Annotated in this window: 13 protein-coding genes; 2 read left to right on the top strand and 11 right to left on the bottom strand. The window is 67.3% G+C overall.

All coding sequences use genetic code 11. The annotated features are described in order from the left end of the window. Nucleotides 1–2 precede the first annotated feature (2 nt). The 4 genes from ACQCSY_RS10725 to ACQCSY_RS10710 form a co-directional block, all read right to left on the bottom strand. Nucleotides 3–503 carry a DUF456 domain-containing protein gene (locus tag ACQCSY_RS10725; protein ID WP_427135502.1) on the bottom strand — a complete coding sequence of 167 codons (501 nt, stop codon included), beginning with the start codon at nt 501–503 and terminating at the stop codon, nt 3–5. 108 nt (nt 504–611) lie between these two features. Further along, on the bottom strand, nt 612–1805 hold the full coding sequence (locus ACQCSY_RS10720; RefSeq protein WP_427135789.1) for an NAD(P)-dependent malic enzyme: 1194 nt from the start codon (nt 1803–1805) through the stop codon (nt 612–614). 311 nt (nt 1806–2116) lie between these two features. Then, nucleotides 2117–2674 (bottom strand): TetR/AcrR family transcriptional regulator, encoded by a 558-nt coding sequence (locus ACQCSY_RS10715; protein ID WP_427135500.1) that lies wholly within the window; start codon nt 2672–2674, stop codon nt 2117–2119. Nucleotides 2675–2879: 205 nt separating this feature from the next. Further along, nucleotides 2880–4145, bottom strand: a complete 1266-nt coding sequence (locus tag ACQCSY_RS10710; RefSeq protein WP_427135498.1) for an MFS transporter — start codon at nt 4143–4145, stop codon at nt 2880–2882. A 100-nt stretch (nt 4146–4245) separates the two neighbouring features. Between ACQCSY_RS10710 and rraA the strand changes: the two genes are divergently transcribed. Continuing rightward, a complete protein-coding gene (rraA, locus tag ACQCSY_RS10705) occupies nt 4246–4722 on the top strand; it encodes a ribonuclease E activity regulator RraA (protein ID WP_427135496.1) in 477 nt (158 codons plus the stop codon). A gap of 104 nt (nt 4723–4826) precedes the next feature. Next, nucleotides 4827–6488, top strand: a complete 1662-nt coding sequence (locus tag ACQCSY_RS10700; protein WP_427135494.1) for an MDR family MFS transporter — start codon at nt 4827–4829, stop codon at nt 6486–6488. Nucleotides 6489–6570: 82 nt separating this feature from the next. On the opposite strand, the gene ACQCSY_RS10695 is transcribed toward ACQCSY_RS10700, so the two are convergent. The 7 genes from ACQCSY_RS10695 to ACQCSY_RS10665 all read right to left on the bottom strand — a co-directional run bounded on the left by ACQCSY_RS10695 (nt 6571) and on the right by ACQCSY_RS10665 (nt 13614). After that, nucleotides 6571–6828 carry a hypothetical protein gene (locus tag ACQCSY_RS10695; protein ID WP_427135492.1) on the bottom strand — a complete coding sequence of 86 codons (258 nt, stop codon included), beginning with the start codon at nt 6826–6828 and terminating at the stop codon, nt 6571–6573. 5 nt (nt 6829–6833) lie between these two features. Further along, on the bottom strand, nt 6834–7142 hold the full coding sequence (locus ACQCSY_RS10690) for a hypothetical protein (protein ID WP_427135490.1): 309 nt from the start codon (nt 7140–7142) through the stop codon (nt 6834–6836). 554 nt (nt 7143–7696) lie between these two features. Further along, nucleotides 7697–8923, bottom strand: a complete 1227-nt coding sequence (locus ACQCSY_RS10685) for an MFS transporter (RefSeq protein ID WP_427135489.1) — start codon at nt 8921–8923, stop codon at nt 7697–7699. 72 nt (nt 8924–8995) lie between these two features. Beyond that, nucleotides 8996–9445: a MarR family winged helix-turn-helix transcriptional regulator gene (locus tag ACQCSY_RS10680; protein WP_427135487.1), complete on the bottom strand. Its 450-nt coding sequence runs from the start codon at nt 9443–9445 to the stop codon at nt 8996–8998. Nucleotides 9446–9672: 227 nt separating this feature from the next. Beyond that, a complete protein-coding gene (locus ACQCSY_RS10675; RefSeq protein ID WP_427135485.1) occupies nt 9673–10821 on the bottom strand; it encodes a mannitol-1-phosphate 5-dehydrogenase in 1149 nt (382 codons plus the stop codon). Further along, nucleotides 10821–12827: a PTS mannitol transporter subunit IICBA gene (locus tag ACQCSY_RS10670; RefSeq protein WP_427135483.1), complete on the bottom strand. Its 2007-nt coding sequence runs from the start codon at nt 12825–12827 to the stop codon at nt 10821–10823. The genes ACQCSY_RS10675 and ACQCSY_RS10670 overlap by 1 nt, the downstream gene beginning before the upstream one ends. Nucleotides 12828–12885: 58 nt before the next feature. Then, nucleotides 12886–13614, bottom strand: coding sequence for a TetR/AcrR family transcriptional regulator (locus ACQCSY_RS10665; RefSeq protein ID WP_427135482.1), 729 nt, complete (start codon nt 13612–13614; stop codon nt 12886–12888). Nucleotides 13615–13801: the final 187 nt, after the last annotated feature.

Below are 13801 nucleotides of genomic sequence, written 5' to 3'. Positions count from 1 at the left end.
TGCTAGTGGGCCGCGGCCACCCAGAGGCCGATGACCCAGGTGCTGGCGGCAAGGCAGGCGAGCCCGAACTCGGCGATCATGCCCAGCCCGGTGGCTTTCAGCGCGGCCCAGCTGGAGGCCACGGCGGTGCGCAGGACGCGGGTGCGCTGGAACTCGCTGAGCAGGAGCCCGGCGGCGAAGCCGACGAAGAGTCCCGCCACGGGGATGATGAACATCCCCACCACGCCCAGGATCAGGCCGGCAACGACCGAGCGGCCGGGGATGCTGTGCTGCTTGAGCTTCCGGCCCGTCAGCACGGCGCCGGCCGCCATCCCGGCCAGGACAAAGACCAGGCCGATGCCGAACACCACCCAGCCGGTGGTTCCGGCGCCGCCCCAGATGGCCCAGGCGAGCAGGCTCAGCCCGATCAGGATGCTTCCCGGCAGGATCGGGATAATGGTTCCGGCCACGCCCACCAGGATGGCCAGGCCGCAAAGCACCGTCACGACGGTTTCGGGATTCATGGCCCCAGTCTAGGGTTGCCCCCGGACGCCGACGGCAACGCGTCCCCCGAGGAAGCGCCGCCGTCGTCGTGCGATGGGCTGCTGCGGAAACTACGCCGCTGGCTTCAACTACTCCGCTTCGACCGCCGCGGCGACGGCGGCAGAGACGGCCGGGGCCACGCGGGGGTCCAGCGGGCTGGGCACGATGTAGTCCGCGGAGAGTTCGTCCTCCGCCAGCGCAGCGATGGCCCGGGCGGCCGCCAGCTTCATGGCCGGGGTGATCCGGCGGGCACCTGCGTCGAGGGCTCCGCGGAAGATGCCGGGGAATGCCAGGACGTTGTTGATCTGGTTCGGGAAGTCGCTGCGCCCGGTGGCGACGACGGCCGCGTACTTGCTCGCAACCTCCGGCAGGACTTCCGGGTCCGGGTTGGACAGGGCGAAGACGATCGAGCTCTGGTTCATGAGCTTGAGGTGCTCCTCGTCCAGCTTGGAGGAGGAGACACCGATGAAAACGTCGGCGCCGAGCAGTGCCTCGGCCGGGCCGCCGGTGACGCCGCGCGGGTTGCTGCGCTGGGCCAGCTGGGCCTTCTTGCTGGCGGGGTCGGCGGCGATGTCTGCGCGGTCCCGGTTGATGACGCCGCGGGAGTCCAGCAGCACGACGTCGCCGATGCCGGCGGTGAGCAGGATTTCGGCGACGGCGATTCCGGCCGCTCCGGCACCGGAGATCACCACGCGCAGGCTTTCCAGCGTCCGTCCGGTCACCTTGGCGGCGCCGGTCAGGGCGGCGAGGACCACGACGGCGGTGCCGTGCTGGTCGTCATGCATGACGGGGCAGTCCAGGGCCTCGATGAGCTTTTCCTCCAGCTCGAAGCAGCGCGGCGCCGAGACGTCCTCGAGGTTGACGGCGCCGAAGCTGGGGCGCAGCCGGACAAGGGTCTCGACGATTTCGTCGACGTCGGTGGTGTCGAGCACCAGCGGGATGGAGTCGAGCTCGCCGAAGGCCTTGAACAGGGCTGACTTGCCCTCCATCACGGGCAGCGAGGCGCTGGCGCCGATGTTCCCGAGGCCCAGGACGGCTGTGCCGTCGCTGACCACGACCACGAGGCGCTGCGCCCAGGTGAGGGTCTTGGCCAACTCCGGGTTGGCGTGGATCGCGCGGCTGACCTGGGCGACGCCGGGCGTGTAGGCGATGGAAAGATCACGCTTGCTGGCGAGCGGGACGGTGCTGGAAATCGAAAGCTTGCCGCCCTGGTGGGATGCGAAGATTTCCTCGTCGCTGAGCACGGCTACGGGCTCGGCGGGGGAAGTGGTGTCGGCGGGAATGATCGTTTCAGTGGACACGTCGTTGTCTCCTGGGGCTCACCGTGGGCACACGGCTCATGGAAGCTCAAGCACAGGGATGCTCAAGATGGTCTGGCGGGAACGTCGGTGCCGGTCCGATGGGTGGAGGGCCGGCGGTGAGGCTCCCGGAAGTGCTGGCTGCGGCCAGCTCCGGTTCTGCAATGGTAAACAACGCCGCCCGCCTTAACTCCCGGCGGGACCCGTACCTGACCTGGTGAAACGTTTCCCCAAGCATCTAAGTGACCCAGATCACTGAAACAGCTCGGTTTTTCGGGGGTGTTGGTCTAGACCAGTTACGCGGGCTGGGGCGTGCGCTGCAGCAGTGAGCAGGCCTTCTTCAGGTCCTCTTCGGCCTCAAACAGCGACAGCCGGCGGCAGCGGACCGCCTGGACCAGACCGGTGACCGTCAGCAGCAGGACCCGGGAGATGGCGGCGTCGCCGCTCACCGCAGTCACGGCTTTCTCCGCGATGGAGTCGATCTCGCGGAGAAGCCGCGTGGTGTCCGTGTCCTTGACGTAGACGGCCCGGTTCAGGCACTGCTCGACGGCGGGCTGCATGAGTCGCATATGGAAGATCTCCATCACGACCCCCACGAGCGCGTGGGCCGGAACCTTTCCCGCGGCCGGGGAGCTGCCCGCGTGCAGTTCACCCAGCTGTTTGCGGTACAGCGCCAGCACCAGCTGGGTGGCGGAGGGGAAGTAACGGTACAGGGTCCCCAGCGGAACGTCGGCCTTGGCCGCCACCTCGGAGAGCACCACCGATTCGAGGCCCTTGCGGGCAAACCCGGCGGCAACATCAAGGATCCGCACGTAACGGAGCCGTTGCCGGGGCAGGGTGGGCGGAGGGGCCATCGGTGGAAGATCTGAGTGAAATTCAGGCATCAGCAGCGTTCCGGGGGTCGTTTTTCTCGGCAGCCGGGAGGGATCCCCCACAGCGCTGCCGCGGCAATTCCCGTCCACTATACGCCACGACACTGGACGGTCAGCCAGTCAAACGGCGCTCCCGACGGCCCCGGGACAGCGCCTCCGGATGGCGCCCGGACAGTACGCCAGCGGCCTAGTCCACGCCCTTGATCTTGACCACGAAGACGGCACCAAGGAGCCCGATCACCGCTGCCGCCACGTACAGGGAGACATAGCCGCCCCATAGGGTCACGAACGGAAAGGCGATGAGCGGGGCGAGCACCTGGGGCAGCGAGTTGGCGATGTTGATGACGCCGAGATCCTTGCCGCGGTTCAGGGCAGTGGGCAGCACCTGGGTGATGAGGGCAAAGTCCACCGCCAGATAGCAGCCGAAGCCGATGCCCAGCACCCCCGCGCCGATCATGGCGCCGGTCCAGGTCGGGGCGAAGGCGAGGATGAGCGAGGCCGCGGCGATGATGGCGGAGGAGAGGATGACGAGCGGCTTCCGTCTGCCCATCCGGTCACTCAGAGGGCCGCCGATCACGCTGGTGACGATCACCATGACCGCATAGAGGCCGGTGAGGATCAGCACGCCGAACTCCGGCTCGATGCCCTGGGTCTCGCGGACATGAACGGCGTCCTTGAGGAAGAACAGCAGGTAGAGCGTGACCATGTGGTTGCCGATGTTCACCAGCAGCCGGGTCAGCCAGGCCCAGGCGAAGTCGGGGTGGCGCGCCGGGGAAATCCAAAAGCCTTTCACGAAGCCGGCCAGGCTGAACGGCGGACGCGCCTGCGCAGGCAGCCGCACGTCGTCGTTCTTGAAGAAATAGAGCACGACGCCGGCGAGCAGCGCCGCGGCGCAGACCAGATAGCCGGCGGCGAAGTTTCCCGTGACGGCTGCGGCGATTACCGCACCGGCCAGGATCCCGACCGTCTGGCCCATGGCCGCCAATCCGCCCACCGTGCCGCGCTGCGGCACCGGCACCCGGTCCGGGATGGCGGCCGTGATGGCCGCGTAGGCGCCGTTGCAGCCGACCTGCACCAGACACCAGAGCAGCGTCATGACGGCGACGTTCGGGGCCCCCGCCAGCGCGATGAGGGCCGCCGCGCCGAGGACGGCCCCGGCGAGCACCCAAGGCACCCTGCGGCCCAGGCGCGAGGTGGTGCGGTCGCTGAAGGCGCCGAACAGGGGGTTGGCCACGAGTGAGACCGCGGCGCCCGCGCCGGTCACGAGGGCAAGAATGGCCTCCTTATCCGCTTCGCCGAAGGCCGCCGCCTGCTGGCCGAGGAGCACCTGGATCGGGCCGAAGAACGCCGCGTTGATGCCGACGTTGACCAGCACGACCCCCGCGGTCCAGACAGGACGGACGCGGCGTTCGGGTTCGGCGAGCGCCACCGCTGTTGTATCGGACAGGCTCATGGTTCCCCCAGAACTGACGGCGATGGCTGATGAATCAGTGTGGAGCCAGACTATCGTGGGGATCAAGATCCGCCCCCATTCCCAGCGCCGAGGAGAACCAATGACCGCCTCCCCCGTCAATACCGCCGATCTCTACGATGAACGCGGCGAGGAGCTCGACTCCGTGGCCCTGCAGTTCCAGTCGCTGGGCGGACAAGCCCACTTCAGCGGACCAGTCCGGACCATCAGGTGCTTCGAGGACAACGCGCTGGTCAAGTCCACGCTGGCCGCGCCCGGCGACGGCTCGGTCCTGGTGGTGGACGGCGGCGGCTCCCTGCGCACGGCCCTCATGGGCGACATGATCGCGGCGAGCGCCGTGGCGAACGGCTGGGCCGGCGTCGTCATCAACGGCGCCATCCGTGACCGGCTCGCCATCGCGGAACTGCCGCTCGGCGTGAAGGCGCTGGGCAGCAACCCGCGCAAGAGCGCCAAAGACGGCGCCGGGGAGATCGGTATGGATCTGGAGATCGACGGCGTGACATTTCGGACCGGCGCATGGATCTGGTGCGACCCGGACGGGATTCTGGTCGAGCGCTGACGCTGCCGCTCGGGAAATATGTGGCGGCGGGAACAAACGAGCCACTAACATAGTTACTGAAAGCAACTATCAGCTTGATCCCGAAACTTCCCCCTGGAGCAGTCATGTCCAAAACCACTTCCGTGCGCGCGGCAGGAGAGGTCCTGACCCACCGTCAGACCATCACAGTCATGGTGGGACTCATGCTCGGCATGTTCCTGTCCTCGCTGGACCAGACGATCGTGTCCACTTCGATCTACACCATCGCCAATGACCTCGACGGGCTCTCCCTGCAGGCCTGGGCCACCACGGCGTACCTCATCACCTCCACGGTGAGCACCCCGCTCTACGGCAAGCTCAGCGACATCTTCGGCCGGCGCCCGCTGTACCTCGCCGCGATCCTGATCTTCCTCGCCGGTTCGCTCTACGCCGGCTCGGTCCATTCGATGACCGAACTGGCCATTGCCCGCGGCATCCAGGGCATGGGCGCCGGCGGCCTGCTGGCCCTCGCCCTGACCATTATCGGCGACATCGTGGCGCTGAAGGACCGCGCCAAGTACCAGGGCTACTTCATGTCGGTCTTCGGCATCTCCTCAGTCCTGGGCCCGGTGATCGGCGGCGCCTTCGCCGGTTCCGCCAACATCCTGGGCTTCGACGGCTGGCGCTGGGTGTTCTTCATCAACCTGCCGATCGGCCTCGCCGCCCTGGCCGTGGTGTTCCTCTACCTGCACCTGCCCGCCAAGCACGTGAAGCAGAAGATCGACTACTGGGGCGCCGCTGCAATCACACTGGCGATCGTGCCGCTGCTGCTGGTAGCCGAACAGGGCCGCAGCTGGGGCTGGGCCTCGGTGAATTCCTTCCTCTGCATCGGCCTGGGCATCGTGGGCATCGTGGCGTTCCTGCTGGCCGAAAAACGCGCCGCCGACTACGCCCTGATCCCGCTCCGCCTCTTCCAGAACATCACCTTCGGCCTGTCCTCGCTGCTGAACTTCATCATCGGCATCGGCATGTTCGGGGCGATCGCGATGCTCCCGATGTACCTGCAGCTCGTCAAGGGCCTCACCCCCACCGAGGCCGGCCTGATGATGATCACCTTCACCGTGGGCATCCTCACCGGTTCCATCACGGCCGGCCGGACCATCTCGGCGTCGGGCACGTACCGGATCTTCCCGATCCTGGGCACCGCCGTCCTGACCGCGGCCGCCGTCGTCATGGGCCTCTCCCTCGGGGTGGACACCCCGCTGTGGGTCCCCGGCACCATTGCCGTGTTCTTCGGCCTGGGCCTGGGCTTCTGCATGCAGCCGCTCACCCTGGCCATGCAGGTCTCCGTGCCGGCGAAGGACATGGGCGTAGGGACGTCCTCCGCCGCGTTCTTCCGGTCCATGGGCGGCGCCGTGGGTACGGCCGTGTTCATCTCCATGCTGTTCAGCCTGGCCGCGGACAAGGTTGCCGCCGGCATGAAGGACGCCATGCAGAACGCGGACTTCCTCAAGGTCCTGAAGGATCCCGCGGTGGCCGCCGATCCCGCCAACGCCCAGCTCTACGGGTTCTTCAAGAACGGCGCCACCAACGACTCCCTCAACGACACGAGCTGGCTGCACGCGGCCAACCCGGTACTGACGCGGCCGATCACCGAGGGGTTCGCCCAGTCGATCGACGCCGTCATGCTCACCGCCGCCGTCCTCACGGGCATCGCGTTCCTGATCAGCTTCGCCCTGCCGAACAGGAAGCTCACGGACCCGAAGGCAACCGCGAAGGCCGGCGCCGAGTCGGTGGCGGCCCACTAGGCCCGCCGGTCCGCTGCGGTCCCCTCGTTCAGCCGGAGTGAGACTTCGCGCCCATGGTTTCCGCGAACATCGGCGTGAAGTCTCACCTCGGCGCCCAGCCGCGGGACAAAAGCGCGCGCCGGACCTTGCCGACGGCGGCGGGACGGTCACCCAGCAGGTCCTCCTTGGAAACCCGCACCTCGAGCCAGCCGAGCCGGTCCGTGGTGCCCGCCCGTCGGATGTCCCGCAGATGCTGTCCCGGTTCACCGTGGTGGGCGCCGTCGTACTGCAGCGAGATCGCATACTCGGGATAGGCCGCGTCCGGCCAAAGCTCCGGCGCTCCCCACCTACCCCAGACCACATGGTTCAGCAGTGGTTCCGGGAGCCCGGCCGGACGAGGGCGAGGCGAAGGTGCGTCTCCGGCGGCGAATCGGCGCCCACACGGATCAGCCCAAGCGCTTCCCGGGCCCGCCGGATGTTTCGGGCACCGCCATGATCCGGAACGATCCGGTTCAGCGCGCAGATGCTGGACGTTGCCTCCCTGGGAGCCGGGACCTCCGGCCCGTGCTCGGAAACGAGGGCATCGCCGGCAGCCACGAGATCATCCAGCGCCAGCGCCGCGGCCAGATCCAGCCAGGTCCGTTCCGGCGAGGTGACCCTGACGCCGTCGAGCATCACCACCTCCCCCGGCCGCAGCGCAAGACGGTGCCCGACGACGTTCGCCCGCTTCGGGATACTCCCGCCCGATGGTCGGGCGAGGTGGACCCGCCAGTCGCTATCCGCCCATGGAGGCAGGCCCGCGCGCCAGATCCGTGCCGCAGTGAAGTGGCAGAGCACCGAGCACTCGTCGAGCTGGCAGTAGGCCCTGAGTGCGGCGGTGCCGCCGCCGTGCCGCCGGCGGTGCTCCGGGAGGGGATGCGGATGCCTCGGGACACCATGATCAGGTCCTGGGCGCGGGTCCGTTTCCGCGGAATCCCGGCCGCGTCCGAAGCCAGGACGGAGAACGAGCCGTCTGTCAGTGTCGCCGGGAGCTCAAGTCTGCGCGTCCCCTCATCATGCTGAGATCCGGAGAGGCCGCTTAAGTTATCCACACTCCGCGGACTGCCTCGCTCCACACAGCCAGGCCGCCCCGCCCGCCATTTCCGTCGAGGTGAGACTTCGCGCCCATGTGCCGCGGTCAAACATGTGCGCCAAGTCTCACCTCGGCGGGTGGGAGGGGGTTGAAAGCCCTAGACCACGTGCGGCTCGTGAGCGGCCAGGTAGCGGCGTCCGCCGTAGACCACGGCGATCGCGACCACCATGGCCACCGCCGCGGCGAAGAACGGCACCTGCGGGCCGAAGTGCTCACCCAGCTGTGCGGCGGCGAACGGTGCCAGGGCGCCGCCCATCCAGCGCACAAAGTTGTATCCGGCGGAGGCGACCGGCCGCGGCGAGTCGGAAACGCCCATGGCGAGTTCGGTGTAGATCGTGTTGTTGACGCCCAGCAGTGCCCCGGAGATCACCACGAGGACGACGACGGCGGGCACCGAGTGCCCGGCGGCCAGGCCCAGTCCCACGAGGTCCAGCATCAGCAGGGCCAAGGTGCCGCCGAGGACCCGGACGGCGCCGAAGCGGTTCTGCAGCACGGGGGCCACGAACACCGAGGAGACGGCGACGGCGACGCCCCAGCCGAAGAACACCCCGCCGATCCCGTAGGCATCCATGCCCAGGATGAACGGCGTGAAGGCGAGGACGGTGAAGAAGCCGTAGTTGTAGAACAGCCCGCTGGCCGCCGTCGTCCGCAGTCCCTTGTGGCCCAGGGCGAGCAGCGGGTCCCGGAGCAGGACTTTCCGCTCGGGAAGCGGGGTCTTGGGCAGCAGGGTAATGAGGGCGACGAACGCGGACGCCATCAGCACGGCGGTGCCGAAGAACGGCGCGCGCCACTGCCAGCCGCCCAGCAGGGCGCCGAGGAGCGGGCCGAGGGAAATGCCCAGGCCCAGTGCGGCCTCGTACAGGATGATGGCGGTGCCGGCGCCGCCGCTGGCCACGCCGACGATGACGGCCAGGGCCGTGGCGACGAATAGGGCGTTGCCCAGGCCCCAGCCGGCCCGGAAGCCGATCAGTTCAGCCACGCTCACGGACGTGCCGGACAGGGAGGCGAAGACGACGATGATGGCGAGGCCGATCAGCAGCGTCCTTTTGCCTCCGATCCGGGACGAGACGTAGCCGGTGACCAGCATCGCGACGGCAGTGACCAGGAAGTAGCTGGTGAAGAGCAGCGACACCTGGCTCGGCGAGGCGTCCAGGTTCTTCGCGATTGCGGGCAGGATGGGGTCCACGAGGCCGATGCCCATGAAAGCGAACACCGCCGCCAGGGCCGTCGCCCACACCGCCTTGGGCTGATTGAGCAACGAGGCTTTTTCGGCCTCGAGGGTTTCTTCTACTGCCGGCAGTGTGTCGGCGAGCTGGCCGTCCATGGAGGGCACTCCTAAGTGTTGGAATTGCGGTTGAAGGGTTGACGCCGTGCGCTGCTGCGAGCCGGGCAAGTGTCAGGCCTGAAGCGTCGCGTTGATCTTTCCGATCACCGGCAGCGCGGCCGCGAGGGCGGCCCGGTCGCTGGCCGAGAGGGACGCGAGGATTCCGGCCATGACGGCATTGCGGCGCGCGTTGGCCGACTCGACGGCGGCGCGGCCTTCCTCGGTGATGGTCACCCGGACGCCCCGTGAGTCGTCCGGGTCCGGTTCCCGCCTGGCGAGCCCTGCGCGTTCGAGCTTGATGATCTGTTCGGTGGCGCTCGGGACCCTGACGCCGAGGTTGCGGGCGATTTCACCCACGCGCACGCCGTCGTCCAGCAGCATCTTGAGCGTGCTGAGCTGCGCGGCGGTGAGTTCGCCGTCGGCGTCCAGGCGGCGCACCAGGTAGATGCTGTGGCGGAGGGCCTCACGGAAGTCCTGCGCGAGGGCGACAAGCCCGGCGTCGGCCGGTTCACTGGAGTTCATAGTTAGGTAGCCTAACAGTTAGGCCACCTAAGAGTCAAGATTTCCGCGGGTCGCACGCGGCAGCCACCCCGACGGCGTGGACATTGCCCTATCACTCATGGTCGCTAACACCGGCGAATAGGAGCCGTAAGTGATAGCGCAACGGGGGCGGGGGCAACGCAGACGCCGACGCCGGAACTCGCTTGAGTTCCGGCGTCGGGGTTTAGGGCTCGGCGTTATGGGACGGCCTAAACGACGGCCTTGGCCTCTTCCACCAGGGCGCAGACGGCCGGGAACAGCGGGTGCCCTGCTGCCAGTCCGGTGATCTGCTCGGTGGCTTCCTCCGCGGGGGAGGCGGCAAGGATCTTCGCGAGCTCCATGGCCTCGGCGTCGGCCGGATCGTTGAAGCGCAGGGCGGCGGCGATCGCACCGAGCAGCGCCTCCGGGACAATCCCGCGTTCGGCCAGCTCCGCGGCCGGGCCGATGAAGCGTTCGTGCCGGCTGAGCTTGCGCAGCGGTGCCCGGCCGACGCGGTTCACGGTGTCCGGCAGGTGGGGGTTGGAGAAGCGGCCCAGGATCTTCTGGACGTAGGCCTCCTGCGCGTCACGGTTGAAGCCGTGCTTGGCCACCAGGAGCTCTTTGGTTTCGTCGAGGACTGCGCGCACATCGGCGGCGACGTCCTGATCGGCCATGGCCTCGGAAATCTTCCCGAGCCCGGCCTCGAACCCGAAGTACGCTGCCGCGGCATGGCCCGTGTTCACCGTGAACAGTTTCCGCTCGATGTACGGCTCGAGCTCGTCCACGAAGGTCGCCCCCGGAATGACCGGTTCCTTCCCCGCAAACGGGGTGCGGTCGATGACCCACTCGTAGAACGTCTCCACCGTGACATCCAGGCCCTGTCCGGCCTCCTGGTTCGGCACGATCCGGTCCACCGCCGTGTTCGCGAAGACGGCTGCAGCATCCAGCGACCCGGCGGCCGGATCCCACTGCTGGGCGACTTCGGACTTCAGGATGTCCGTCGCGTTGATGGCGTTTTCGCACGCCATCACCTGCAGCGGGGCCAATCCGGCGGCCCGGGCGGCGATTCCCTTGGCGATCACGGGGGCCACGAACTTGAGGATGTGCGGCCCCACCGCGGTGGTGACGATGTCCGCCGTCGCGATTTCCGCGATGACGGCCGCTTCCTGGGTGCTGGAGTTCAGCGCGCGGAAGTTGTCCACGGTGCGGACGGTGGGGCGCTCCCCCACCTCGTGGACCTGGTAGCTGTCCGCGGCGGCCAGCTGGGTGATGAGGGCCTCCGCGACATCCGCGAACACCACCTCATACCCCGCCTCGTGCAGCAGCAGGCCCACGAATCCGCGCCCGATGTTTCCGGCTCCGAAATGAACGGCCTTCACTAGGAATTGACCTTCCCGAACAGGTCCAGCACTTCTTCGACCGTGGTGGCCGCCTCAAGCTGCGCGACCTGCGCCTTGTTCGTGAAGACCTTAGCGATCGAGGACAAGATGTGCAGGTGCTCGTTGTTGATGCCGGCGACACCGACGACGAACTTGACCTCCTTGCCGTTCCAGTCGATGCCGTCCGGGTAGCGGACCACGGAAACCGCCGACTTCATGATGTGGTCCTTGGCCGCGTTGGTGCCGTGCGGGATGGCGAGGAAGCTGCCCATGTACGTGGACACGGATTCCTCGCGTTCGTGCATGGCGTCCAGGTAGCCGGTGTCGACGGCGCCGCGGTCCAGCAGGAGCCGCCCGGCTTCGTCGATCGCGGCGTCCCGGGTGGTTGCGGTGCCGTTGAGGACCACGCTTTCGGCCACCAGGATGCCGGCGGGGCCGGCTTCGGCTTCCGGCTCGGGCGTTTCGACGGCGGCGGGCGCGGAGCCTGCCGCGCCGGCAAGAGCCGCGCCGGCAACCGCCCCGCCGGCAACCGCCCCGCCCTGCGGCGCGGTCGCGGTGTTGCTGGTTCTGACCAGCTCCACGATCTCGTCATAGCGCGGGCTGTTCATGAAGTTGTCCACGGACACGTGCACGGCGCTGGACGTCACCGGCTTGGCCCGCTCGGTCAGGTCCTGGTGGGTGATGACGACGTCGTAGGTGTCGCTCAGGTTGGCGATGGCGGAGTTGGCGACCTTGACGTCCGGGAAACCGGCGGCCTTGATCTTGTTCCGCAGCACCGAGGCGCCCATGGCGCTGGAGCCCATGCCGGCGTCGCACGCAAAAACGATGTTCCGGACTGGGCCGGCGAGCACCGCAACACTGCCGGCACCGGCACCGGCGCCGGTGAGGGCGGAGGACACCGAACTCTTCTTGCCCTTCATGGCTTCCATCCGGGAGGTCGCCTCGCCGAGGTCGTCTTCCGCGGGAGTCTTGCTCGACTTGAGGATGACGGAGGCGATGAGGAAGGACACCGTGGCGGCCAGGAGTACGGACAGCGCCACGCCGAAGTAGCTGTCCTTCGCCGTCGCGGCGAAGACAGCGATGATGCTGCCAGGAGCGGCAGGCGAGCGCAGGCCGGCGCCGGTAACCACCAGGGTGAAGATACCCGTCATGCCGCCGCCGATCGCGGCGAGGATGATGATGGGCTTCATGAGCACGTACGGGAAGTAGATCTCGTGGATGCCGCCGACGAACTGGATCAGCGCGGCGCCCGGCGCGGACGCCTTGGCGAGGCCCTTGCCGAAGATCATGTAGGCGAGCAGGATCCCCACACCGGGGCCGGGGTTGGCCTCGAGCAGGAACAGGATGGACTTGCCGTTGGCGAGCGCTTGTTCGGTTCCCAGGGGTGTCAGGATGCCGTGGTTGACCGCGTTGTTCAGGAACAGGACCTTCGCGGGCTCGATGAAGATGCTCGTGAGGGGCAGCAGCCCGTTGTGGACCAGGAATTCGACGACGGCGCTGGCTCCGTTGCTGAACGCCTTCACCACCGGGCCGATCACCAGCATGCCGACGATGGCCATGGCGGCGGAAAGGATGCCGGCCGAGAAATTATCGATCAACATTTCGAAGCCGGGCTTGACCCGTCCTTCCCAGACCTTGTCCAGCTTCATCATGAGCCAGGACGTGAGCGGGCCCAAGAGCATGGCGCCGATGAACATCGGAATGTCCGTTCCGATGATGACTCCCATGGTGGCCACCGCGCCCACCACGCCGCCGCGCACGCCGTAGACCATCCGGCCGCCGGTGTAACCGATCAGGAGCGGGAGCAGGAACGTGATCATCGGCCCTACGAGCTTGGCAAGCTCCGCATTGGGAAGAAACCCCGCGGGGATGAACAGCGCCGTGATGATGCCCCAGGCGATGAACGCCCCGATGTTGGGCATGATCATTCCTGACAGGAACGTCCCGAATTTCTGGACGCTAACCCGCACGCTGGTACGGGGTTTCGCAACTGTCTCTGTTGCCATGTGATTTCCTAACCGTCATTCCTGCGGCACCGCAGGATGATCCGATAATGTCGACGAGCTAGCTGGTGGAGCTGGTGGAGATGCGGTGGAGCCATTCGAGGAACAGCTTGAGTTCCGAGCTGGAGAGCTGGTCCGAGTGCGAAGCCTGGAGCGCCGCATTCAGGGCGATTGCAGCCACGACCACTGACGATTTCCCGGTGTCTTCAGTCCCGTTGTCCCGGGCCTGCTCCGTGGACACCGCAAAGATCATGGCGTCGCGGGTCATGGCCGAGAGCTCGAGATTGCGCTCGGGCACCTTTTCAGTGATCAGCATGAGCGTCACGCCGACGTTGGCCGCCAGGATGCTCCTGGCCGCCTCCCTGGGCGGGACGTTGAGTTGGCCGGCGACCGCGGCCTTGTTGAGCATCTCCTCCATGAGCGCCTCGGCATCAGCGACGATGACAGGCCGGCTCTCCGGGCGGATATTGCCAAACATGACCAGGTACAGTTCCGGCTGGTTCAGTCCGAACTGCACGTGGTTGTCCCACATCCGCCGGATGTCCTCCAGCGGCTGGCCGGACGGCGCGAAGTCGCGTTCGCCCGCTACATATTCGTCAAAACCTGCAGCGACGACGGCGTCGAACAGTCCTTCCTTGTCACCGAAGTGGTGATACAGAGTCGGCGCCGTGACACCCGCCAGCTGGGTGATTTGGCGGGTGGAAACCGCCGATCCCCCGGAGTTGGCCAGCAACTCGGCGGCCGCACGCAACAGCCGCACTTTGGGCGGCAGCTGGCCATCGAAACTCATAACCGCTACCCTATCACCTATAGCAACGCTATATGAACTGCATCACATACAATTTTCAAGTACCGCGATCCGCCCGCTGACGTGGCCGTCAGTTCGTCCAGCAGGATCAGCAGGATCAGCCGGATCAGCCGCGGTACCTGACTTACTGGCTTGCCGGCCTACTGGCTTACTGGCTTACAGCAGAGAA

Origin of the sequence: Pseudarthrobacter sp. S9 (assembly GCF_050156545.1) — a bacterium.
Lineage (GTDB): Bacteria > Actinomycetota > Actinomycetes > Actinomycetales > Micrococcaceae > Arthrobacter.
The sequence above is the reverse complement of the archived record's forward strand: the minus strand, read 5'-3'. Positions and strand labels throughout refer to the sequence as shown.